Annotated in this window: 16 protein-coding genes; 2 read left to right on the plus strand and 14 right to left on the minus strand. The window is 50.9% G+C overall.

The features are described from left to right. Positions 1–5: 5 nt before the first annotated feature. On the plus strand, positions 6–485 hold the full coding sequence (locus ACYVIY_RS05510) for a Uma2 family endonuclease (protein WP_460975295.1): 480 nt from the start codon (positions 6–8) through the stop codon (positions 483–485). Here the strand turns inward: ACYVIY_RS05510 and ACYVIY_RS05515 are convergent, their stop codons facing one another. The 9 genes from ACYVIY_RS05515 to ACYVIY_RS05555 form a co-directional block, all read right to left on the minus strand. After that, complete coding sequence (locus tag ACYVIY_RS05515; protein WP_460975296.1) at positions 486–2,849, minus strand: ABC transporter permease; 2,364 nt, start codon at positions 2,847–2,849, stop codon at positions 486–488. It lies immediately after the preceding gene. 81 nt (positions 2,850–2,930) lie between these two features. Then, positions 2,931–5,312 (minus strand): ABC transporter permease, encoded by a 2,382-nt coding sequence (locus ACYVIY_RS05520; protein WP_460975297.1) that lies wholly within the window; start codon positions 5,310–5,312, stop codon positions 2,931–2,933. Between the two features lie 67 nt (positions 5,313–5,379). After that, on the minus strand, positions 5,380–6,615 hold the full coding sequence (locus ACYVIY_RS05525; RefSeq protein WP_460975298.1) for an alkaline phosphatase family protein: 1,236 nt from the start codon (positions 6,613–6,615) through the stop codon (positions 5,380–5,382). 126 nt (positions 6,616–6,741) lie between these two features. Next, positions 6,742–7,995 (minus strand): exo-beta-N-acetylmuramidase NamZ family protein, encoded by a 1,254-nt coding sequence (locus ACYVIY_RS05530; RefSeq protein ID WP_460975299.1) that lies wholly within the window; start codon positions 7,993–7,995, stop codon positions 6,742–6,744. Between the two features lie 152 nt (positions 7,996–8,147). Then, positions 8,148–8,360, minus strand: coding sequence for a hypothetical protein (locus ACYVIY_RS05535; protein WP_460975300.1), 213 nt, complete (start codon positions 8,358–8,360; stop codon positions 8,148–8,150). A gap of 198 nt (positions 8,361–8,558) precedes the next feature. Further along, the gene (locus ACYVIY_RS05540) at positions 8,559–11,216 is read right to left on the minus strand and encodes an ABC transporter permease (protein ID WP_460975301.1); all 2,658 of its coding nucleotides are present in this window, start codon (positions 11,214–11,216) and stop codon (positions 8,559–8,561) included. 20 nt (positions 11,217–11,236) lie between these two features. Then, positions 11,237–11,572 (minus strand): PadR family transcriptional regulator, encoded by a 336-nt coding sequence (locus tag ACYVIY_RS05545; RefSeq protein WP_460975302.1) that lies wholly within the window; start codon positions 11,570–11,572, stop codon positions 11,237–11,239. 210 nt (positions 11,573–11,782) lie between these two features. Further along, positions 11,783–12,442 carry a hypothetical protein gene (locus tag ACYVIY_RS05550; protein ID WP_460975303.1) on the minus strand — a complete coding sequence of 220 codons (660 nt, stop codon included), beginning with the start codon at positions 12,440–12,442 and terminating at the stop codon, positions 11,783–11,785. A 66-nt stretch (positions 12,443–12,508) separates the two neighbouring features. Then, positions 12,509–13,186 carry a hypothetical protein gene (locus tag ACYVIY_RS05555; RefSeq protein WP_460975304.1) on the minus strand — a complete coding sequence of 226 codons (678 nt, stop codon included), beginning with the start codon at positions 13,184–13,186 and terminating at the stop codon, positions 12,509–12,511. A 142-nt stretch (positions 13,187–13,328) separates the two neighbouring features. Between ACYVIY_RS05555 and ACYVIY_RS05560 the strand changes: the two genes are divergently transcribed. Then, a complete protein-coding gene (locus ACYVIY_RS05560) occupies positions 13,329–14,636 on the plus strand; it encodes a hypothetical protein (protein ID WP_460975305.1) in 1,308 nt (435 codons plus the stop codon). A 36-nt stretch (positions 14,637–14,672) separates the two neighbouring features. On the opposite strand, the gene ACYVIY_RS05565 is transcribed toward ACYVIY_RS05560, so the two are convergent. From ACYVIY_RS05565 to ACYVIY_RS05585, 5 genes are read right to left on the minus strand one after another with little or no spacing between them, the layout of a single operon-like run. Continuing rightward, positions 14,673–17,306 (minus strand): ABC transporter permease, encoded by a 2,634-nt coding sequence (locus ACYVIY_RS05565; RefSeq protein ID WP_460975306.1) that lies wholly within the window; start codon positions 17,304–17,306, stop codon positions 14,673–14,675. 4 nt (positions 17,307–17,310) lie between these two features. After that, positions 17,311–19,980 (minus strand): ABC transporter permease, encoded by a 2,670-nt coding sequence (locus tag ACYVIY_RS05570; protein WP_460975307.1) that lies wholly within the window; start codon positions 19,978–19,980, stop codon positions 17,311–17,313. A 4-nt stretch (positions 19,981–19,984) separates the two neighbouring features. Further along, a complete protein-coding gene (locus ACYVIY_RS05575; protein WP_460975308.1) occupies positions 19,985–22,642 on the minus strand; it encodes an ABC transporter permease in 2,658 nt (885 codons plus the stop codon). A gap of 4 nt (positions 22,643–22,646) precedes the next feature. Then, positions 22,647–25,295 carry an ABC transporter permease gene (locus tag ACYVIY_RS05580; protein ID WP_460975309.1) on the minus strand — a complete coding sequence of 883 codons (2,649 nt, stop codon included), beginning with the start codon at positions 25,293–25,295 and terminating at the stop codon, positions 22,647–22,649. Continuing rightward, the gene (locus tag ACYVIY_RS05585) at positions 25,292–25,618 is read right to left on the minus strand and encodes a PadR family transcriptional regulator (RefSeq protein ID WP_460975310.1); all 327 of its coding nucleotides are present in this window, start codon (positions 25,616–25,618) and stop codon (positions 25,292–25,294) included. Before ACYVIY_RS05585 ends, ACYVIY_RS05580 begins: the two co-directional genes overlap by 4 nt. Positions 25,619–25,635: the final 17 nt, after the last annotated feature.

The following is a 25,635-nucleotide window of genomic DNA, read 5'->3' on the forward strand; positions in this document are numbered from 1 at the left end:
GTGCTATGGAAGCAGTCGTTGAACAGTTGTCGGATTACGAACGCGAGCGCGGAAAACCCATGCCCACCCTAAACCACGCTTACGTTCAGGCTAATTTGATTGTTGAGCTAAAGACTCGGTATCGTAAGACGCATACATTTCTGTCTGAGCTAAATCTATCAATGCCGGAACGGCCTGATGCGGTACCCGATATTGCCATTTATCCGAAACTGGAAATTGACTTCCTGCACGATGTTACGTCCATGACCGACATGCCGCTGACGGCGATTGAAATTGTCTCGCCCTCACAATCCGACGCCGAAATCTTAGCTAAGTTTGAGCGGTACTTCAACGCAGGTGTTACGTCATGTTGGTTAGTTATGCCAAGTTTTAAGGCTATATCTGTCTATTCGGAAATCGGCAAATACCAGTTTTTTACCGAGGATAAAGTTCTTTCTGATGTGGTAACCGGTATTGAAATTCCGTTAAGTGAAGTTTTCGTATAATCACTCACTCCTCAAACTCTTTACCGGATTCATCAGGGCCGCTTTGATGCTTTGAAAACTTACCGTCAGTAACGCGATGCAAATGGCCAGGAATCCCGCCAGCGCAAACGCCCGCCAGTCGATGTCAATCTTGTAGGCGAAGCGTTGCAGCCACCGACTCATAACGTACCAAGTAGGCGGTATGGCGGCCACAATGGCGATGAGCACCAGTTTTATAAAGTCTCTGGAAAGTAAAGCTACCAGTTGAGCTACTGAAGCGCCAAGCACTTTCCGGATTCCGATTTCCTTGATACGTTGCTCGGCGGAGAAGGCCACCAGCCCGAACAGGCCAAGACAAGCAATAAGAATGGTTAAGAAAGAAAACCAGCTGAGCAGGGTCGTGCCTTTCTTCTCCTGCTCGTATTGCTTATCGAAACTCGTGTCCAGAAACGAAGCTTCAAACGGATAATCCGGAATAAGAGTCGTCCAGGCCGACCGAACCAACTCTCTGTCCGAAGGCTTCAGCCGAACCAGTACATTAAACGGATTGTCGGTTTGGTAATACAAAAGAAGGGGCTCGATCTGGTTATGAAGCGATGCAAAATGATAGTCGCTGACAACACCGATCACCCGCTGATTAAGTGAATCATGCGCGGCCGTCTTCACAATCTTGCCAACGGCCTGATTCATCGGCCAGCCCATCCAGTGGACAAAACGTTCATTGACAATAACGGCGTGTTTTTTGTCACTGGGTAAATTGGGGCTGAACGTTCGTCCGGCCCTGAGCTTGATTTGCAGCAGGTTCAGGTAATCTTCGTCGATATGGGCGGAAAAGACCAGTTGCTCGGTTCGCTGGCCCCCCGTTTCTTTGATGACACTGGCTTTAGCTTCGTTTGTGATGGGGTTTAATCCCAGCGATACGGCATCAATGCGGCTGTTTTGCGCTAGTGTTGCTTTCAGCACCGCCATCTTTTTGCGGATCGTTTCGTCGGCCGGGACGTTCACAATCAAGACCTGCTCCTTTGTGAACCCCGGATTTTTACTGCGGAGGTAATCCGTTTGCTGTCGAACCACCAGCGTGCTGCCAATCAGCATTACCGACATGGCGAATTGCAGAACAACCAGCGATTTCCGGGCCCACTGACGCCCTACCCCCTGCAATTGCCCTCTCAACAGGCGCACCGGCTGAGCTGACGACAGAAAAAGCGCGGGGTACAGACCGGTCAGTATGCTCACTACAATCAGCAGGCACACTCCACCGGCGATCAGTGTCCAGTCAGGCAGGCCCGTAGGGATGGCCGTGAGCTGCTCAAATAAAGGGCGAACGCTGAGCATTACACCCAGCGATAAAAGCAAGCTGATGCTCATAACCAACAACGCTTCGCCCAGAAACTGGGCCAGTAACTGCCGTCTGGCGGCTCCTGCTACTTTCCGAATACCAATTTCTTTCTGGCGTTTAGCGGCCTGTACTACGTACAGATTCATGTAGTTGATACAGGCTACGAGCAGGATAAATACGGCTATGATGGCGAAGATGAGCAGATAACCTCGATTGCCTTTAGGCGTATCGTCAAACAGACCGTCGACAAAGTGTAGCTCGGTCAGCGGCTGTAGCTGATGGCTAATCCGGATGTCGTTGCCCAGCCCTAGTGCTTTAATACGGGGTGCTACCTGGGTCCGGTCGAATTGCGCCAGCTTTTTGCGAAAGCCATCGGCGGGCGTTTGACCGGCAAGTACTACGTACGTAAAGCAGGACGTATCGAACACATCTTCGGCGCTGGCTGGCGCATCCTGCCAGGACAGTAAAATATTGAAGGTTAAGTCTGTGTTTGTAGGAAGATCCTCTAATACGCCGGTTACGGTATACGGTTTCTTATTCAACTGCAGGAGTTTTCCAATCGGATCGGCTGTACCAAAATATTTTTTCGCCATTTGCTGGGTCACCACCGCGCTGTTGGGCCGATCTAAAGCGGTTTTGCTACCGGAGAGCAAGCGGTACGAAAACACCTCAAACAGGCTTTTGTCGACCTGATACACATCGCCTTCATTTATCAGTTGGCTGCCATGACGTATCGTTGCTACAGGAACCGACTTGAACCGAACCATCTTCAATACGTCCGGGTAGGTTTGTTGTAGGCGGGGACCAAGGTCAGCACTTGATACGGCGAGCCCATCATCCGAGCCGGTCATCTTGAATCGAGTGATCACGCGGTAGATCGAGTCGGCCCGTTCGTGGAACCGGTCGAAGGTGAGTTCGTTCCAGACGTACAGACTGATCAGCCAGCAGGCGGCCATGCTGATCGATAGCCCCGCGATGTTAATACCGGTATAAAGCCGGTTTTTAATGAGGGTACGCCAGGCGATTTTGAGGTAGTTCGTAAGCATAGTTTTGAAAAGGGAGTGAATGGAGAAGTGGGACGAGGGACAGAAAGGAAAATGGTTCCCCCTTTACTCCCTTTCTTCTCTCTATTCCGTTTTAAGACTCTTCACTGGGTTCATTAAGGCTGCTTTGATACTTTGGAAGCTGACTGTCAATATGGCGATACCGATGGCGAGCAAACCCGCCATGACAAACAGCCATCCATTAACATCGACCTTGTAGGCAAAATCCTGTAGCCACCAATTCATGGCGTACCAGGCGATGGGGGAGGCTATGGCAATGGCGATCAGCACTAGTCTCAGAAAGTCTTTTGATAGCAGCGTAACAATACTACCTACGCTGGCTCCGAGCACTTTGCGAATACCAATTTCTTTGATGCGCTGTGCCGTCGTATAGGTTGTCAAGCCGAACAGACCTAAGCACGAAACGAGTACCGTTAAGACCGCGAACCAGTTAAACAAGGTCATCATGAGCCGGTCCTTACGGTATTGAGCGTCGAATGATGCATCCAAGAACGAATACTCAAACGGGAAGTTGGGGTAGTGCGATTTCCAGGCGGCTTCAACTAACGGTAGATGCTCAGGCCGGATGTTGATCGTGACGTTACTTGGCGGTAAGGTGTTGTAGACCAAAACGAGTGGTTCGACCGGATTATGTAGCGACCGGTAGTTAAAGTTTTTGATCACGCCAACCACTTTCCCTTTGTGCATAAAGCCTTCTATGTCCTGACCAACGGCCTGTCGCCAGCCTGCCATTTTTACGAATGCTTCGTTTACCAGAAAGGCACCGATTCTGTCCGCTTCGGAGGTATTAGTAAGGTTACGGCCGCTACTAATTTTCATGTTTAGGAGAGGTACGAACCGCTCATCAATGAAGAAGTAGTTGCTGGTCACTTCCCGCTTCTTACCATTGGCACGGAAGAAGGTAGTACCAACCGGCAGGATTGCGTCAGGTTTGAGACCTGAGCCGAGGGATAGATCACTGATTTCGGTACGTTGCCGTAAGGTATTGGCTAGAGCCGGGGCTGATTTTCGGGCCAACGAATCATCTGGTAAGTGAACGGTTAAGACTTGGTCAGTCGAAAAACCTAATGATACTCCTTGCAAGTAGTTTATCTGACGCCTTACGACCAGTACCCCAGCGATCATCCCGACGGCGAGCGTGAACTGAACGACGGTTATAGTCCGTCGTAGCCACAAACCTTGTCCAAAGCTGCCGAACCGTCCTCGCAGCACGTCCGCCGAGTCATAGTCCGATAACACAAAGGCAGGATAGAGGCCACCCAAAAGTGTCGTGGCTACCATCGCGACAACTGCCATGAGCAAGCCTTCTGGCCAGGACACCGACAGGTGAAGTTGTAATAAGGTGTTGAACGATGGAATTGTAAAGACTAGTAATAAGATGGCGAATGCGACGGAAAACAGGCTGAGTAAAAATGATTCTAATAGAAACTGTCCGATCAGTTGACCCCGTAGGGCACCGTTCGCTTTCCGAATACCTACTTCTCTTGCTCGACTGGTGGCTCGGGACGTTAGCAGATTGACGTAGTTCAGCAACGCTATGGCAAATACGAACACCGCCAGGACCGCGAAAACGTAACCATACTGCCTGTTGCCTTTGGGCGTATCGCCCATTTTTCCCTGGCTGAAATGCACTTCCGGCAGCATTTCTGTTTGGAAGCGAATGGAGTAGCCTTCGGCGCCCATTTTCTTGAACTCAGGCTGGATATACCGCTGACTAAGAGCAGCTAGTTTCTTCTCAAATGCGCCTAAATTCGGCTTATCTCGAAACAGTACGAAGGTGTATACCGGAAAATCTTCACCCAACCAGGACGTTGACGTAGAAAAGTCCTTCGATAATAGAGCGCTAACTTTTAAATCGGCATTGGATGGCAGGTTAGCCATAACGCCTGTGATTCGATATGTCTGCTTATTGCATTGGAAGAACTGACCGATAACGTCAATTCTACCCATGTATTTCTCGGCGAAGGCCTTCGTCACAACGGCGCTGTTGGGTGTGGTTAAAGCCTGAGCTGGGTCACCCGCGACAAACGGGTACGAAAACACGGCAAATACACCCTGATCGGCGTAATAAATATCAGACTGGTTGAACAGCTTTTCACCGTACCGAATGGTCGCCGATAGCGGCTCGAACCGTACCGCGGTTTCTACTTCGGGATAGTCACGCTTCAAGGCGTCGGCCAGTCGAATCGGGACAGCCGCTATTGACATAGGCGCTTCGGGCGTCTTTATGTTGGTAGTAACCCGGGCGATCCGGTCTGAATTTTTGTGGAAGCCATCAAACGTAAACTCGTGCCTCACGTAGAGGTACATCAGCAGGCAGGCGGCTAAGCCAATGCCTAACCCACCCACATTAAGCCCTGAATACAGTCGATTCCGGTTTAGGTTCCGCCAGGCAATTTTGAGGTAGTTGATAAACATAATGTCCGTACCTGATTCATCGGCCAAGGTACGGACATTGCTTATAGACAGGCTGTTAAAAAACGTTAAGCCTTGTAAGTGGGCTTAAGCACTTCTATTTTAATACTAGCCATGTATTGACGGAGTTGGCTGGACCTTCGAGCCAGATTTTATAAAAGGACGATGGCTTGTCGGTGATTGATACGCTGAATTGCTGCTGACTTAAGGGAGCTTTGCCGATTAGTTGATACGTGTCTTTCCCGCCAGTTTCAAATTGATTAGTCGTGGATAACCAGATATTGACCGTACCCGGCGAAGCCAACGCTTTCCACCGGACCTGCAGCGCATTGTTGCTGAGAGTGGCCTGTGGGTTTGTTAGTGAAACAGGACCAATGAGCGGGACACCATCCACTTCCTGCGCTACGTCCTTGGGAATCTGGATGCGCATGAACCGGGCAATCGTCGGCATCAAATCAACAATCCCCGGCTCAACCTGCTGGCCGTAGGCATTGAGTTCCGGCTGGTTCGAGACAATCCAGGTAGTACGTTCGCGGTCCGACTGTCCACCGTGGTTGAGCCCCGTTTTGGCATCGCGGCCGTGGTCGGTGGTAATGACCAGCAGCCAATCTTCCGCAAACTGTTGCTGACGTTGCTGCAGCGCACGACTAAGCCGGCCAATCTGCGCGTCCATTTTCTCACAGGCGGTGTGCATTTGCGGACTGTCGCCGTACTTATGTCCAATATCGTCTGTGTACTCAAGATAGACCCACGATAAGTCGGGTGCCTGTTTGCTTAGGCAGGCAACGGCTTCGTCGATGACCCGGTTGTCGATTCGGTTCATGAACGCCCGTTCCTTGTCGTGCGGGAAGTTCACCGTGTCCAGTTCGTAGCCGTCGGCATGGTAGTCCACGTTTAGGTTATTGGTCTGGGGCAGACCGTCGCCAACGAGTTTTGTCCGGTTATCGAGCCAACTGCTAAATACCGCTGTTTTCTTATTCGGGTACTGATTCTTAAGCAGACGAAAAATCGTCGGGTAGTGGTAGTTGGGCGCTTCAATCGTGTTATCCCAGACATTGTGTTTGTTGACCCAGGTACCCGTCAGCAGGCTATTGTAACCCACCGCTGAAATGGTGGGTGTCTGCGAATACGTGCCTCTCTGACCACCTACGTGCGCCCGTTTATAGAACCCAACTTTAGCCAGGCTATCCAGATGGGGCGTCGGCACCTTCTCAACCACATCCGCCGGAATACCGTCAACAATAACAAAGACAGCTTTCGGCGTCCGGTTTTGAGCCAGTACAGGTAATTGACAAATAACCGCCAGTGAAACGAGGGCAAATCGATGGTTCACGATAGTAGACAAGTGAATGAAAACATCTAGCCGCAAAAGTAATGCTTCCGGTTATGGGGTTATGTTAAACGTCGTTACGAGACGTACGTCAACAAATTTCCATAATCCACGAAGTTTAAGCTGTTATTACGGATACAGCAGATACTTCTTGCGCATTTTCTTATACTGCGATAGCCCCGGCTCCCAGCTTTGGCGAATCTCTTTTTCACTCGCTCCGGCAATAATCTGCTTTTTGAGGTTTTCGGTGCCTGCCAGTTTGTCGAAGTTGCCGATTTCCTTGCTCTGGCTCATATCGAAGAACCGTGCTTTGTCAGGATAAGCTTTGTACAATTCCATGAGCCATTGCAGGTTGAGCTGGCGGGTTTTGCGGAAAACAGTGGTATCGTACTTTCGTAAGTCAAGGCCGTAGCAGTCGGTGTCCTGATGCAGGGGCGCTTCTTTCATGCCCTTGATGCTGATAGGTCGGAACGAGAACGAATACTTCCCTTTTAAAGCCGGTGCTCCTAGAACGGTGAACGGCATGTACGTACCCCGCCCCTGGCTGATAATTGTGCCTTCAAACAGGCAGACGCTGGGATACAGTAGAATAGACTGGGGCGTGTTCAGGTTTGGCGAAGGGGCCACGGGTAATACGTAGGGCGTATCGTGCGTATAGTTCGCTACTTTAATGATTTTCAGTTTACAGGAATTTTTGGGGATGTCCCAGCCCTCGCCGTTGATCATCTGCGCAAATTCGCCGATGGTCATACCATGCGTAATCGGGATTTTGTGCATGCCAATCCCCGAGTGCAAATGATCTTCCAGGATGGGACCGTCAACAATGAAGCCGTTCGGGTTAGGCCGGTCCAAAATCAAGAGTTCCTTTTTGTTCTCGGCGCAGGCTTCCATAATGTAGTTGAGCGTGTTGATATAGGTATAGAACCGCGCTCCTACGTCCTGAATGTCGAAAATCAGCAGGTCAATCTTGTCGAGTTGTTCTTTTGTTGGCTTGCGGTTTTTGCCGTAGAGTGAAATAATGGGAATACCGGTTTTAGCATCTACTTCATCGGCCACTTTAGCCCCATTGCTGGCGTTGCCGCGAAAGCCGTGCTCCGGCCCAAACACCATCACTATATTTACGCCCAGGCTTTGCAGGCTGTCTACACTGGGTTTGTTGCCAATGACAGAAGTAGGATTGACAACCATCCCAATGCGTTTGCCTTTCAGATAAGGTAGATAGGCTGATACCTGATCAGCACCCGTTGCCAGCAGTTTCTTGGGTTCTGTTGGTACAATAAGACTGGTTTCGGCAGGATAGCGAAGAAGGAGTCGAGCGGTAAAATCCGTCAGACAAACAAGGCCTAAAATGAGAGGGAGCAGCGCAAACGAGAACGATTTCATGGATGATGAGTCGGCAGTAGGGCGGCAAGTTGTCCAGAAAAGTTTGTATGTGCAATTGGCCGTTAGGTTCGTAGGCCATGCTAACGTAAGCAGCAACCCTGTACGTAGGGGAACTCCGTTGAGTATCTTCCAACATACAGGGTTGCTCAGGTCTACAACCCGACTTCCGTTGGTTGCGGTTTAACTGCGCTAACCAGGCGTAGCCGTAACAAACGTAACTGACGGTTTAAGTCACGAATTTTTTCCTGATACTGTTGATAAGCTGACGGATTGTACTGTTTCAATCCGCTGCGCGGACCGTACCATTTAACCAGGGCATTTCGGCGACCACTTAACTGGTCATACAGTTGAGCGTACTCGTTCATGTTGTAGTAGGTGTTGTTTATGTTCAAGCCAACAGGCTGCCCGTCCCGACATTCTTAAATAAGGACTTGCCGACAGAAAGTCACAGGTTGGGCTTCTGTTATAAAAGATGCCATATGTTGAAGAAGGGTTGCAGCGGGTTCTGTCAAAACATCATTTTCTGTTCCAACAGATCTGAAAAATAGTGATGGCTTACTCAGTTACTCACTTTGTAAGCTTTTCACCGGATTCATTCGGGCCGCTTTGATGCTCTGGTAGCTCACGGTCAGGAAAGCAATCGTGATCGCCAGCAAGCCAGCTAAGCCAAATAGCCACCACGATAATTCCTGGTGGTAGGCAAACGTACCCAGCCACTGGCTCAGCGCCCACCACGCCAGCGGTACGGCCAGCACGATCGCTATAAACACAAGCAGCAAAAAATCTTTGGAGAGTAGACCGACAATGTTGGTAATGCTGGCACCTAATACCTTGCGAACGCCAATCTCCTTCGTCCGCTGCTCGGCGGTGAATGCGGCCAATCCGAATAATCCCAGACAAGAAATAAGAATGGCCAGCACACCGAAGTAGGTAATCAACGTACTTACCTGCTGTTCGCTGCGGTATAATTTTTCGTATTCCTCGTCCAGAAAATGGAAGTTGAATGGATAGTCAGGCGTAAATTCTTTCGATATCTTCGCCAGATCGGCGAGGGCCTGCTGCGTCTGCCCGGCACGCGTTTTAACGAGCAGGTAGCTTGTATTCAAATAGTTGAAGCAAAGAAGTAAGGGTTTGATCGGCTCATGAAGTGATTGTAAATGAAAGTCTTTCATTACGCCAACGATCTGCCCTTTTCCCATCCAGAACTGTACTTCCTTCCCCACCGGGCTTGACATTCCCATTAGCCTGGCTGTCGCTTCGTTAATGATGTAATTGGCCGAGTCGGCGGGGCTGTCGGCTCTAAAATCACGACCGTCAGCCAGTTTAATGTTCATGGTTTTTGTGAAGTTACTGCCTACGAACATGGCCTGCACACTCGTTGACAAGTTCGGGTCTTTACCCGGCCAGGTCAGGTCGCCCGACGAAGACTGAATGTTTACCGGTAACGAACCCGTTGTCGTGGCCGATGCGATCGACGGAAGCCGCATTATTTCCTGCTGGAGGGCAGCAAACTTTTTGGGCTCATTGACGCCTTCAATGGGCCAGTAGAGCACGTTTTCGCGGTCGAGGCCCAGATTCTTGTCGCGCAGGTACTGCATCTGACGACCAACGGCCAGCATACCCACAATCAGGAAAATAGACATCGAAAACTGGAATATCACCAGCGTGCGCCGGAATATGGCTGGCCCAGCCCCAAAGTGTAACCGGCCCTTTAAAATCTTGATCGGTTGCAAAGACGATAGGAACAAGGCCGGATAACTGCCCGATATAAAGCCTGTAATCAGCACTAAGCCCAATAGAAGCAGCCAAAAGGTAGGCTCGGCCAGATTGAGGGCTAATTGTTTCTCGAATACCGTATTGAAGGTGGGCAGGACAAGCCATACTAAGCATACCGCCAGGACAACCGCCATGAGACTGGTGAGTATGGCTTCGCTCATGAACTGACCAATGAGCGACGAACGTAGCGCCCCCACCACTTTGCGAACGCCTACCTCGCGTGCCCGGGTTGCGGAACGGGCGGTGGACAGGTTCATGAAATTGATGCAGGCAATGAACAGAATAAACAGGGCAACAAGGGCAAAAACACGAACATACTCGATGCGCCCACCTTCCGGCCGACCGTTCTTGTACTCACCGTACAGGTGCAGGTCGGTGATAGCCTGCAAAGTTGGGCGACCGCTGTCAAAATTCTTTCCGGCCCGGCGTGGGTAAATGTCCTTCATCGCGGCTTCGGCCTGCCCCAGCGTTACGTGTGGCTTCAGTCGTACAAAGGTCTGAAAGGATACATTGCCCCATGTTTTCATCCAGGCTTCCTCCTGTACGTTCCAGTTCACCAGCCAGTCGAACTGTAAAGACGAGTTGCGTGGAAGGTTTTCGATTACAGCCCCGACTACGTAAAATTTATCACCGTTGAGTTGCAGCGTTTTTCCTAAGACCTGGCCGTCCGGGAAAAACGTCTCGGCTACCTTTCGCGTGATCACAATCTGATTGGTTTGCGCCAGGGCAGCTTTCGGATTGCCTTGCACGGTGGGCAGATCAAATACGCTAAAGAAGTCGCTGGTAGCGTAATGGCCTTTCTCCTTAGCCGCTTTGTCACCGACCTTGATCAGGTATTCTGGCCCGTAGTTGATTTTCGTGACGGCGGCTACCTCCGGTACGTCCTGCGCGATAGCCTCCTGTAAAGGGCCGGGCGTCGCCCAGTTTGTGTGAATTTCGCCTGTATTTGGGTCCGCAAAATTGACCCGTACGTAGCAGATGTTTTCGGCGTTGGGTAAGAAGCGGTTGTAACTTAGTTCATCGTTTACCCATAGCCCAATCAGCAGCGCACAAGCCATGCCCAGCGCCAGGCCGGAGACGTTGATGAATGAATAAACCTTGTTTTTAGATAAGCTTCGAAAAGCAATTTTAAGATAGTTGCGTAGCATATCAGTCAGTGCTGGGGTTGGGTAAGTATCGAATCGTCGAATCGTTTGCCTGTCGGTACGCCGGAGTGCTTTGCTGAAAAAAGGGGTTAGATACTGTAACACGGCCCAGCCATACTCACGTCGGGCTCGGGCCAGACCCACTTGCTTGACCCGTTTATAAAAGATTTCCTGCAGATCACCCTGGAGGTCTTCCAGCAGGTACGGCGATACAAATCTTTCCAGCAGACGGTCGGCCCAGCGGGGTGGTTGAGGGGCCGCATCATCGCCAGTGCGGGTATAGTGAGTTTCATCAGGCATAGTCGGGGCGGTGATCACGTTTAACCAATGAGCTGTAGCTTGCCTTGTGGAATTGCCTGCCACAACCGTTGGCGCATCTCCTGAATCTCCAGTAAGGCCCGGCTGCCTAAGGCCGTTACGGTGAAGAAGCGTTTGCGTCGCCCACCCCGTTCCGCCGTCGCACCGCCCATCTGCGACGACAGGTAGCCTTTCTCTTCCAGCCGATACAACGTAGCATGTACGGCGCTGATGGTAATGTTGCGGCCGGTCTGTTCCTGTAGCTGCTCCCAGATAATGACGCCGTAAGCATCTTCGGTGCAGGCCGCTACCACCAGTAATACCACTTCTTCAAACTCGCCGAGAAAGGTTCTCTTCATGTGTAGCGTGTCCAGGATGATTAGTTATAATAATGCAAATCAAATGCAGTGCCAGAGTTTGAAAAATGTGTTAGCGTCTAACGAAGGCCCATCAGGACAGAACCAACACAGAGAAGCTCGTCCAGAAACGGACAGAATCTGTTCGCTTCTGGACAGCTTTCTATGATAGGTAGTCAGGCTAAGTTAATCGATTTGCCTTATCTGATTGTCTCAGCGTTTGGGTGCTGGGGTAATTGTCAGTGCGGAAAAATCACCGCTTAGCCCATCGGCCCATAAGCCGATCAGCCCCTCCGACCGTTTGTTAAGCAACTGGACAGTCAGCGATGGAGTGGGGTCGTGGTTAACAAAAACGCTGACGGTAGTATCAGTGATTTTTAGCGTGCAATGAAACCAGTCGTCGGCCTGTGGCACAGGATGTACCGCATGCTCGTATTTCAGGGGTGACACTTTTCGTAGCTGTGGCCAGCTATAATCGGGCATACTCATGTACTGAAGGGACCAGTTTCTTCGGAGCGTGTCGCTATGTCGAAAATTGAATGGGCGGAAATATACCACATCATAGGTGAGCGTATCTACCCCGTGGAAGGCAATGCCCAGAAAACTTTGTAGAAACACATCCTTGCCGCGTAGATCAACCTCAATTGTTCCCTGCCTAAAATTAACCCCTTTCAGCCACACAATGCCTTTGGTCGATACGCCCGAATGTGCTTTGTCGTTCAGCACCTGTATGGCGTTGGCCGGTGTGGTGATGAGTTGCTTCTCCCGGAGTAGGAGAGGGAGGTTATAAGCGGTTTGAGCCGTTGTTGTCAGGTGGCCGCTGAAGAACAGAAGTGTGAAAGCTAGCGCTATGCTACACCATTGAGGGCGCATATTTATTCGATTTGATAGACAGAGAAGACCACAAGCTTTAATAAAAAAGACTATTGGGGCAATCATTTAAGGAGTAGGAGTGATAACGAGGTTAGCGAAATCACCCCCGGAGCCATTACCGACCCAAAGGCCAATCTTCCCGCTGACCACCTGGGCAAGTCGCTCGACCACCAGCGCCGGAGTACTGTTTTGATTGACGAAAACCTGCACACTGGGAGACTTAATCTCTATCCGTACGTGAAACCAGCCATTGGGGTCGGGAGGGAAGGTTAGGGCGGCTTCGTACTTGTCTGGAAAATCAGTACGAAGCTTCTCCCAGGTGTAAACTGGATGAGCTATGTACTGCACGGCATGGACGCGCCGGACCGGATCGGTGCTACGAAAGTTGAAGGGCCTGAAATAAATAGCTTCGTAGGTTTTGTCGTCCTGCCCAAGAAAGGCAATTCCCACAAAGCTACGCTGGAGGACATCTTTGCCCCGGACATCGAACTCAAGGGTTCCATTCGCCATCCGAACGTCGGGTAGCCAAACCAGTCCTTCGCCGGGTCGTTCATCTATCCGGATGCCTTTTCGTTGCCCTTCTGTCAGAACTATGGTGGTGCGGTTAACGGCGGCTTTGGGGCTGTTGGCCAGAAGGGTCAAATCAGGTGAAACGGGAGTAGGCGTTTGTGCTAAGCTATGGCCGTTGATCAGCAGGCTAAGCACCATGTACAGTAGGATTGGCACGTTCTGGGTTTGTTTCATTACGTACGTAATTGATTGGGAGGAACAGATCTGAAGAGTAAACAACCGTAAACGTAGTCGTTGCTTTGACTTACTACCAATCAATCGTGTTCAAGTATTGTGCAAGTTGTGTCAAACCGATAAGTAGCTAATTGACAGGGATATGGTCGTAAAGATGGATACGGATAATCTGGCTCGTTGCCGCTACCAGATCGAGCAGGTCAGTGGTCTGGGCGCTGCCGAAGGATGGACGACGGCCGACTTTGAGCGATTGAGTGATGCCATTCTGGCCAAGACTGGTGCTTGCCTGAGCGTAACGACGCTTAAGCGAGTCTGGGGTAAAGTCCGCTACGATTCTTCGCCCACGACAACAACCCTGAACGTACTGGTGCAGTATCTGGGCTATTCAAACTGGCACGACTTTCAGCAGCAGAGCAATCAACCAAAACCTGTAGCGACTATTTCTTCGCAACCAGGCACTGATTCACCACTAACTCGCACCGGCTGGCGTCGCCTAACGAGCCGGGTAGTTCTGTCTGTGATTGGCATTGGACTGGTCGGATTATTGGCTTTAACGCTGGCATCGCATAAACACGAGCCACTTTCGCCCGAGGATTTTTCGTTCCGTAGCCGTCCGGTCACGCAGGGAATCCCTAACTCGGTCGTGTTCGATTATGACGCGACCACTTCACCCACCGACTCAATATTCATCCAGCAATCCTGGGACCCCACTCGTCGCCAGCTTGTGTCGCGCACCGGCCATCAGCATACGTCTATTTATTACCATCCAGGCTACTTCCGGGCTAAGCTGGTGGTGGGCAAACAGATTGTTCGGGAACACGATTTACTCATTCGCTCAAATGGCTGGCACGTCGCCGTATTGCAGGAGCCGGTGCCTGTCTATTTCAACACCACTGATATAATTCGAAACGGAAAACTTAGCTTACCTGCGTCACTTATTGAAGCCAATCACATAGCCATGCAGCCCCAGCCGCCCGTCGTGCGGTATCGCTATATCCGGGAGTTGCCGGGATTGCGCTCCGATAACTTTATCATGGAAACTCGGCTTCGTCATGATTACCGGTCTGGAGCCGCAGCCTGTCAGCAGACGCGCCTGATGATCCATGGCAAAGGAGAAATGTTTTTTATACCACTGTCGGCTAAAGGGTGTATCTCTGATCTGTCGCTGGGTTTAGCGGGACACCAGGTAGACGGACGTAACACCGATCTGTCGGCCTTTGGCGTTGACTTTTCGGATTGGGTGGACCTGCGTTGCGAGGTAGTCAACAAACAGGCGCGCATCTGGGTAAACGGGCGACTGGCCTACCAGGCAACCCTTCCGTCGGCTCCGGTCGATCTGGTTGGTATTACGTATGAATTTACCGGAACGGGTTCGGTTGAGTATTGCCGCTTCCGCCGACCAGATGGCTCGGTGGTGTTTGCTGACGCATTTGACCAAGCCATCCAGTAAGACAGCGGATTGCAACCTATCCTTCCAAATACATCTTTATTCAGAGCGCAGGCTCTTGACCGGATTGACCAACGCGGCTTTGAGGGCTTGATAGCTGACCGTCAGTAATGTAATGACCAACGCACCGGCACCCGCCATTGCAAAGATCCACCAGGACAGTTCCGTACGGTATTGGTAATTTTGGAGCCAGCCCGATAGGACGTAATAAGACAGCGGGGCCGCCAGGCAGAACGCCACCAGAATCAACAGCACAAACTCTTTCGAGAGCAATCCCCAGACGTTGAACACCGACGCGCCGAGCACTTTACGAATCCCGATTTCCTTAGTGCGTTGCTCAGCGATGAACGATGCTAACCCAAACAGCCCCAGGCAACTAATTAGAATCGCCAGGATGGTAAATCCGCCCGCTAGTCGACCAATACGTTCTTCGGTACCGAATTTCCGGGCGTACTGGTTGTCCACAAATTGATAGTCGAAAGGGGCGTCAGGGCTATACGTTTTGAAGATCTGTTCTACCCTGGCCAGAGCCTTATGAGCTGATAATTGCGGAGCTAAACGTATATTTATAGTATTGACATTGGCATATTCGATGGCGAAAAAAGACGGATTAACCGGCTTAAAGGGATCTTCTTTCACCATGTCTTTGATAACGCCAATCACCTTGTATTCACGGCTTGGCGAACCCCGCCGAACGAGTTCACCAATTGGGTTTTTGAATCCCATCAGCCTGACAGCTGCTTCATTCAGGATAACCGAAGCCGTGTCTGTGGAATAGGCTCTGGAAAAATCTCGCCCTTCCTTGATCTGCCAGTCGACCGTTTTGCCATAATCGTGCGTCACGTAATTGGTCATGACCAGTGGTTTACTACCCGCCTTTTTCCCTTTCCACGAAATGTCGGTTGTGCCACCGGCCTGTTCGGTTATTGAATTCGACGATTCCGACATACCGGCTACGGCTCCTGTATTGAGCAGGTCGTTTCGTAGGGCGTCATAGTGCCCGTAGAGTTCAGGGGCGTTCATCCCGATTTCGATCAACCCACTGCGGCTGTAACCCACCGGTCGGTCTTTGGCGTATTCGATCTGCCGAAACACGATGATGGTGCCGATGATGAGCGTAACCGAAACCGTAAACTGAAAACCAACCAATAGCCGCCGTGGAATCGTGGCCGAGCGATTCGTGCGGATGGCACCTTTGAGTACTTTGATGGGCTGGAACGCAGACAAATACAACGCTGGATAACTCCCCGCAATCAAACCTGTCAGTAGGCTGAACCCTAGTCCCGCCAGCCAGAACAGGGGGTTAGCCCACAAAATGATCATTTTCTTGTCAGCTACCTGATTGAAGAAGGGAATCGTAAGCTGTACGAACAGAATGGACAGCACAAAGGCTAGTAGGGCCATCAGCAGCGATTCACTCAGGAACTGCCCAATTAGTTGGCTTTGAAACGAGCCAATCGCCTTCCGAATCCCGACTTCTTTGGCGCGTTTTTCGGAGCGGGCGGTACTCAGATTCATGAAATTGATGCAGGCCAGCAGTAATACAATGACGCCAATGCTGCCGAACAGCCACACAAACGTAATGAGCCCGCCCGTATTGACACCATCTTTAAAATCGGCGTACAGGTGCCATTTGCTCATCGGGTGCAGGAAGAATTCGGGTTTATAACCGGGCGGATTGTCTCGCTTCATTCGGATATCCCTGATCTTCGCCGATACCTGGTCGAAATCAACGCCCGGTTTAAGTTGAACGAAAATCTGATACGAATTGGAGTCCCACTCATTCTGGTCGAGTCTGGCGTTTTTATCGTTAGCCGCAAAAAAATTCCAGGGGATCAGAAATGTTACGTCATTAAATGTACTATTGGCCGGGAAGTCTTCATAAACGCCTGCAACCTTTACTGTCTGCTTATTGTCCAATTTTATTAACTTGTTGAGCGGATTTTCGGTGCCAAACATCGTGCTGGCGAGCGATTCTGATAGTAGAATAGAGTTAATGTCATTGCGCCCGAAGCGGGTGCCTGACACTACGTTCAGCGACAGCATATCAATGAAGTCAGGTTCAGCATAATTGCCAGTTTTCAACAGCTTTCGCTCCCCCGCTACCAGCATTACGTTACGCGTTACAGATAATCCGACCGACTCGAAATCGGCGTAGTGACTCCGTAACTCCTGCGCCAGCGGAATCGGCATCACATCGTAGGAAGCTTTCTCTACGTCGAACTTGACAAACTGCCAGAGTTTGGCCAGCCGGTCATAATTTTTGAACTGTCTGTTGAACGACAGTTCGTCGTAAATCCAGAGGCCAATCAGTATGGCGACGGCCATACCCGAAGCCAGCCCAAACATATTAATGAAAGAATAGACTCTATTCTTCACTAGATTTCGAAACGCAATTGTCAGATAATTCCGTAGCATGTCAGTATTTGTTGGTTTGGGGTACTCATGATCTTGTCGTTTAATGAACTGAGGCCGCATCAGGCTCAATACGTCCCGGACGTAACGCCACCGCGCCTTCCGTAAGCCTATCGACTCGACCCGTTCCTGGAACAGCTCATCGAGGTCGCCTTCCAGCTCGTCGAGCAGATGTGGAGCGCAAAACCAGCGCAGCAGGCGCTTTGCCAAGCGAGGTCCGTCGTAATGGGGCGGGCCGGGGTGGGGGGCGGAGGGCATACGCTTACTCACTACGTAACGACTTTACCGGATTCAAAAGGGCGGCTTTGATGCTCTGATAACTGACAGTCAGTAGCGTAATAACCAGGACAAGGGTGCCCGCCAGGGCGAAAATCCACCAGGACAGCTCAGTATGGTACTGATACTGATTCAACCATTTTGACAGGAAAAACCAGGCCATAGGTGTAGCAATGCCAATGGCTATCAGGACCAGCAGGACGAAATCTTTGGAAAGTAAGCCCCAAAGGCTGGTTGTGCTGGCACCTAGTACTTTGCGGATACCAATTTCTTTGGTGCGCGACTCGGCAATAAACGAAGCCAAGCCGAACAAGCCCAGACAAGAGATGAAAATGGCTAGCACGGCGAATATGGCCGCTAGATTGCCAATGCGTTCTTCGGCGGCAAACTTGAGCGCGTATTCCTGATCGGCGAACTTGTAATCAAACGGAACCGATGGGATAAGTTGCTTAAAAACGGCTCCTAGTTTAGGAAGAGCCGCCGATGCACTTACGGTAGGCTTGATTCGGATGTTAATCCAGGTGTAGTTATCCTCTACAAAAAAGACGGTTGGTATTGTTGGCTCGTAGGGCGACAGGGCAACCATGTCTTTCACGACGCCCAGGATTGTGTAGGGCTTGGCAGCCCGTCCCTTAGGCGCCCAGACGATGGTTTCGCCTACTGGCGATCCGCCGTTGCGGTTTTTCAGGCCCATCTGCCTGGCAAACGACTCGTTGATGACAAAACCCGCCGAATCGCTGGTCAACGCCCGGTTGAAATCCCGGCCAGCCACAAATTGCCAGCTGACTGTTTTACCGTATTCCGGCGAGACCGGCAACGTACCGCAACCGTGCGGGCAGGTTATTTCCAGACCGTTTCTTGAGAAACCGGGGTTCCACATGGTAATACCCGTAACCGAACTCCTCGACTGAGCCACCTCCTCCACGACGCCCGTATTCTTCAACTCGGTTCTGAGCAGCTCAAACTTGCCGGTATAGCCAGCCGTTTTCTTCTCGATTAACAGCAAACCGGCCTTGTCGTAGCCAACGGGTCGATCACGGGCATACTGAACCTGCCGATACACAATCAGAGTGCCGATAATAAGACTCACCGAAACCACAAACTGCATTACGACCAATACCTGGCGCGGTAAGGCGACAAGTCGCCGGACAGGCGATGCGCCGATACTGGCTACTCCTTTTAGCACCTTGACCGGCTGAAACGACGAGAGGTAAAAAGCGGGGTAGCTTCCTGCCACAAAACCCGTGAACAAGATAAACCCTACACTGACCAACCAGAATGTGCCATTCGCCCATGGAAGCTGCAACTCCTTGGCGGCTATCTGGTTGAACCAGGGTAGCGAAAGGATGACCAGCACGAGCATCAGACCAAAGGCCATGAAAACGACCAGAAACGACTCGCTGAAGAATTGACTAATTAGCTGCCCGCGCTGCGAGCCGACGGCTTTCCGAACGCCCACTTCTTTCGCCCGCCTTGCCGAACGGGCCGTGCTGAGGTTCATGAAATTGATGCAGGCCAGCAGCAAGACGAACAGCCCAATCAGGCCAACGAGCCATACCAGCTGAACCGGGCTATTGTCGTCTTCGTAGTAGTTGCTATACAGGTGCCAGCGACTCATAGGCAGCAGAGAAATCTTGGGTTGTCGGGCCATTAGCTCCTGCGTTCCTTCGAGTGCTTTTAGTTTATTCAGCTCAATGTCTTTGATAAGGGCCGATACCTGAGCCGCATCGGCCTGCGGATGAAGCTGGACATAGATATCCAGAAACCAGTTGTTCCATTGCTGCTCCCGTACCCACGGATTGACCGACACCCACAGGTCGAACGGAGCAAAGAATTTTATGTCGCTGAAGGCTGTGTTGTGGGGTAAGTCGGCATACACACCGGCTACCGTTGCCTCGATGTTATCATTGATCTTTATCGGCTTATTTACCGGGTCTTCATCACCGAACATCGCTTGGGCGGCCGACGCTGCCAGAAGAACAGAATGTCGGTCATTCAGGGCCGATCGAGAACCACTCAGCATATGCAGCGTGAACATGTCCGGTGCCCCCGCTTCAATGAACTGCCCTTTCTGCGTCAATTTCGTCTCACCCGAGGTCAGAATGCATTCTTCCGGTTGCTGAGCCAGCAGAATGTGCTTAAAGTACTGTCCATAATTTGTTTTTAATTCGTTGGCCAGCGGGTAGGGTAACGAATTGTTTGAATAATTCCGGCCTTCATCGGGTCTGATTCCGCGCTCCCTGACCTGGGCGATGTGGTTGTAATTCTGAAAGGATTTATTGAACGACAGTTCGTCCCAAACCCATAGGCCATTGAGCATGGCTACGGCCATACCAACGGCTAGTCCGCCAATGTTAATGGCAGAGGAAGCTCTATTTTTGGCTAGATTTCGAAACGCAATTGTCAGATAATTCCGTAGCATGTCAGTATTTGTTGGTTTGGGGTACTCATGATCTTTTCGTTTGATGAATTGAGGCCGCAGCAAACTCACAACATCCCGGACGTAACGCCACCGCGCCTTCCGTAAGCCTATTGACTCGACCCGCTCCTGGAACAGTTCGTTCAGATCACCTTCCAGCTCGTCGAGCAGGTGCGGGGCGCAGAACCAACGTAACAGGCCTTGGGCCAAGGGTGGAGGGGTAGGAGCTGAGCGCATAGGCTTATTCGCTACGTAGCGATTTGACCGGATTGACCAACGCGGCTTTGATGGCCTGATAGCTGACAGTCAGCAATGTTATAACCAACGCACTGCCACCCGCTAGCGTAAATATCCACCACGACAATTTGGTATGGTATTGATACTTCTGGAGCCAGTCGTTCAGAAAGTAGTAGGCAATTACTGTGGAGATACCAAAAGCAATAACCACCAGCACCACGAAGTCTTTCGAGAGTAGTAGCCAAAGGTTGGTTACGGATGCCCCCAGGACTTTCCGCACACCAATCTCTTTGGTGCGTTGTTCGGCCATGAACGAGGCTAATCCAAACAGTCCCAGGCAGCTAATCAGAATGGCGAGAATGGCGAAGCCGGAAGCGAGTTTGCCAATCCGTTCTTCAGCGGCAAATTTCAGGGCATATTGCTGATCTGTGAACTTGTAATCGAAGGGGCTCCCGGGATTGAATTTTCGAAATACCTCCTCAACCTTTGCTAACGACTCACTCAGAGGTTGATTGGGGTTGAGCTTGACATTGATGACGTTAGCCCAGCCGTAGTTCAGCATATAAACCGTCTGATAAACAGGCTCGAAGGGAGAGTCCATGAGCATATCCTTGATAACCCCTACGATTCGGTATGGCTTATTATTCCACTTCATCTGTTTGCCCACCGGATCTTTCAAACCCATATAACGAACGGCCGTTTCGTTCAGCACAATGCCCGATGAGTCCGTAGCGAATTGCCGGGATAAATCTCGCCCCTGTACAAACTGCCAGCCTACCGTTTTACCGAAGTCATGAGAAACGGCAACGGTACCGAAGCTCTCTTTAAAACTAGGATCTTTCCCTTCCCAGGTAAATCCGCCGTTCTGGGAATTCAGATTCGTTGTCGGGGCCGACGATGTGGACATATCCACAACCGCGCCGGTTTCCTGTAAGCTGTTTCGTAGGGCATTGTAATGCTGATACAACTCCGGAGTGTTCATCGCCACCGTAATCAGGCCGTTGCGGTCGTACCCGACCGGACGATTTTTGGCGTGCTGAATTTGCCGAAACACGATGATCGTTCCGATAATCAAAGTGACCGATACGGTGAACTGCACCACAACCAATGCCTGGCGTGGAACCGTGGCAAAACGGCCAAACCGGAACCGGAGTGCTGAACTATGGCCTTTTAATACCTGAATCGCCTGGAACGACGATAGATAAAGGGCCGGATAGCTGCCCGCAATCAAACCAGTAAGCAGGGCGAAACAAATACCGCAAAGCCAGAAAATCGGAGTTGTCCATAGTATACGGATTTGTTTATCAGCTACTTCGTTGAAAACAGGGAGTATTAACAACACCAGACCGATAGCTAGACCAAACGCGAGAGCCGATACCAGCAGCGACTCACTGAAAAATTGTGCAATCAGTTGGCTGCGAACCGACCCAATGGCTTTGCGAATGCCAACCTCTTTAGCGCGTTTCTCAGAGCGGGCGGTTGACAGGTTCATGAAATTGATACAGGCCAGCAACAGCACAAACGCGCCGATAATCCCGAATAGCCAGACGTACTGAATGCGGCCATCCAGGTTTCCCGATTTATCCCAGCCTGAGTAGAGATGCCAGCGACTCATAGGGTGCAAATACACGACTGGCTTAAGAAATGCTATTTCAGGAATATGCTGTAAGCGGATGTTTTTGATTTTGGCCGAAACGGCTTCAAATGTTGTGTTTGGCCGAATCTGTGCCAGTACCTGCCAGGAGTTATTGTCCCACTCAACATTGTCCTGCGCCCGTTTGACCCAATCCTGCGAAGAAGCGTACAGGTCCCACGGAGCGATGAATTTCATCTCCCGGAATTCCGTATTGTAGGGTAAATCCTCGTAGACACCCGTTACTTTCACGTTGAGCCGATTGTCGATCTTCATGAGTTTTCCCACGGGATCGGTTGTTCCAAACAGTGCCTGTGCTACTGACGCCGACAATAAAATAGAGTTGGGTTCTTTTAAACCAGCCCGTGTGCCGCTAAGCATGTTCAATGTCAGCATATCGGGAGCCCCTGGACTCAGGTAATTTCCAGTTTTTGTGAATTTTTTGTCGCCGTAGGCGAGAATGTGTTCATCCGTCCAGGACGACATGATGACGTGGGTAAAGTTTTCGCCGTAGACCGTCCGGAGTTCGGGGCCCATTGGTGCCGGATTGTAATTACTATGAATGACCTCCCCGTTGAACGAACCAGACTGCATGACCTTGGCAATGCGGTCGTAATTCTGGAAATACCGATCGAACGAGAGTTCGTCATACACCCACAAGCTTATGAGCATGGCTACAGCCATTCCCATAGCTAACCCGCCAATATTAATGACTGAGTAAGCCCGGTTCCTGACCAGATTGCGAAAGGCGATTTTAATGTAATTGCGTAGCATGTCTGTGTTGGTTGGGTTTGGATACTCCTTTGGTTTACGCTTCACAATCCAGGGCCGCATCAGGCTCAGTACGTCCCGTACGTAGCGCCACTGCGCCCGACGTAGGCCCTCCTCCCGCACCCGCTGCTGGAATAGCTCATCCAGATCGCCCTCCAGTTCATTAAGAAGATGCGGAGCGCAGAACCAGCGCAGCAGGCGTTGGGCAAGGCGGGGTCCGTCGTAACGGGGTGGTGAAGAGCGGGGAGCTTGGGACATTGACTTACTCGCTACGTAATGACCTTACTGGATTTACTAGAGCGGCTTTGATGCTTTGGAAACTTACCGTCACGAAGGCCACCAAAATGGCCAATACCGCGGCCAGTACGAAGACCCACCAGGCAATGTTAATCTTGTACGCAAAATCTTGCAGCCACTGATTCATAGCGTACCAGGCCAAAGGGGTCGCAATACCGATGGCAATCACCACTAAGCGTAAGAAATCTTTCGTTAGCAGGACAACCACGCTGGCGATGGATGCCCCCAGGACTTTCCGAATGCCAATTTCCTTATTGCGCTGATGGGTAGTGAAAGCGGCTAATCCGAGCAATCCCAAACAGGCAATCAGCACGGCTAAACTGGCAAAAACACCAAATAATTGACTAATCCGTTGTTCGGACTGATACATGGTATTAAACCGTTCGTCTAAGAACGAATACGCAAACGGGTTATCCGTCTGAGCCTTCCACCGCTGTTCAATAGTACGTAGAAGACCGGGGATATCGTCTGTCTGGATACGTAAGGCCAGTTGTTCATTATTGCCACCATAGAACAGGAGTAATGGGGCAATGTGCTGGCGCATGGATTCAAAATGAAAATCGTTTACTACGCCTATGACCGTGTACGTTCGTTTACTTCCTTCGGTACCGTCGCCTACCGTGGCAATCTGCTGACCGATAGGGTTTTTGAAGCCGTACGCCCGAACGGCCGCTTCGTTCAGCAGTACCGCTGAACTCTCAGAGCCAAAAGCCTTCGAAAAGCTGCGGCCCTGCACCAGCCGAATCCCCAATGTAGGCAGGTAATCTTCGTCAATAAAATAGCTTTTTGTCCGGTGCGTGCCTGTCCGTGAACCGTTCTTGACCTGAATTCCATCCACACTCTGGCTGGATGCGCCAGCTGGTAGAAATCCGGCCAGCGATACTTTGATGACGGGTGACAACCTGGACAGTTCGGCTTTGAAGGCATTTAGTTTATCGCCCAGTACGTGCGTATCGTGTAAGACCAGCACCTGTTCTTTGTCAAAACCAACCTTCTTGGTTTGCATGAAACGTACTTGCTGATTCGCGACAATCGTGACGATGATCATTCCGATTGACACCACAAACTGACCCGTCACTAATGTATTGCGCAACCAACCGTTCCGTAAGCCAGCCTGTATTCGGCCGCTGAGAACCGTAATGGGCTTGAAGGATGAGAGTACAAAGGCTGGATAGCTGCCAGCCAATAAGCCAATTGCCAGGCAGGCCAACACTGCACCGAAGAGCATTCGCCCGTTGAGAATGGCACTAGCGGTAAATTGTTTCCCGGATAACGTATTGAAGCTCGGCAATAACAGGAAGACGAGCCCCAGCGCTAGTACTAGCGCCAGAAAAGTCAGTAGAATAGATTCGGTCAGGAACTGACCGACCAACTGCTTCTGAACAGAGCCCAGTACTTTGCGAATACCAACTTCTTTGGATCGTCCGGCTGATCCGGCAGTGGACAAGTTCATGAAATTGATGCAGGCTAACAGCAGGATAAATAGCGCAATTGCCGAGAAGATGTAGACGTATTTGATGTCGCTATTAGCCGCTAATTCGTCATCTAAATTGGAATGTAGATGAATGGCGGTTATGGGTTGGAAGCCAAAGCCGAATCGATTGCCTTTTCTTTGGAACTCAGCATAATCTATTCCGAAGAACTCTTTGATTTCAGAAGCGATGTACTTGCTGATGAACCCCCGGCTGATGGCTTCTACCTGCTGGATGGAGTAGCCTTCCCGAAGTCGCAGATAGGTGTAGGCACCGCTGGCTAACCATTTAGGGCCGTTTTTAACCGACTGCAGCGAGCCAAACATGTCGTACTGAAAATGCGTGTTCGACGGAACATCTGCACAGACACCGGTCACCCGGAAAAGACCCAATTGACCCATCGATAGCATTTTTCCGATAGGATCTGATTGACCAAAGTACTTCCGGGCGATTGTTTCCGTAACGACCAGCGTTTTTGGTTCAACGAGTACGCTGGCTGCGCTACCTTTCAGCATTGGAATAGCGAAAACCGAGAAGAAATTCGAATCAACGAAGGCCACATTCTCTTCTTTTATGACTTCCTGGCCGTGTTTTATCAGAAAAGCCCCTTCTCTGCGTAGCCGGGTAACTACCTCCACACCGGGACAGTCTCGTAGGAGAGCTTGCCCGGCTGGTCCGCTGGTATAGGCCAGGTTGATGTCTTTTTCATCCATTCGCCCGTGTAGGATCATTCGATACACTCGGTCGGCGTTGGCGTGGTAACGGTCATAACTCAGCTCGTGTAGCACGAAAAGGACAATTAGCAGACAGGTTGCCAGCCCCACAGCTAAGCCGACAATATTGATGGCGGTAAATGCCTTGTGTCGCCACAGATTCCGAAAAGCGATGGTCAGATAGTTACGAATCATGTCTGTGTTGGTCGGGTTTGGATACTCCTTTGGTTTACGCTTCACAATCCAGGGCCGCATCAGGCTCAGTACATCCCGGACGTAGCGCCACTGTGCCCGGCGCAGCCCCACCGACTCGACCCGCTCCTGGAACAGTTCGTTCAGATCACCTTCCAGCTCGTCGAGCAGATGCGGAGCGCAGAACCAGCGCAGTAGACGCCGGGCTATGCGGGGCGGGATAGTTGGCTTGCTCATGACCAGGCAGTTCGGGGAATGGCATTCCACATTTGGCTCCGCAACTCCCGTACTTCTTCAAGAGCTCGCTTGCCCGCACTCGTTACGGAGTAGAGTCGTTTCCGTCGGCCACCGCGTTCGGGCGATATACCCCCCATCTCTGATTTGACGAGCCCTTTTTCCTGAAGTCGGTTCAGCGCTGAATGCACCGCGCCGAGGTTGACCGAACGGCCCATCTGCTGCTCAATCTCCGTGACGACAGCGGCTCCATACGCATCACCCGATCGAATGGCTACAGCCAGCAGCACTATTTCTTCGAACTCGCCTAAGTAAGTCCCCTTCATAGCTAAAGATTAGTTGT

Source organism: Spirosoma knui (genome assembly GCF_054780635.1).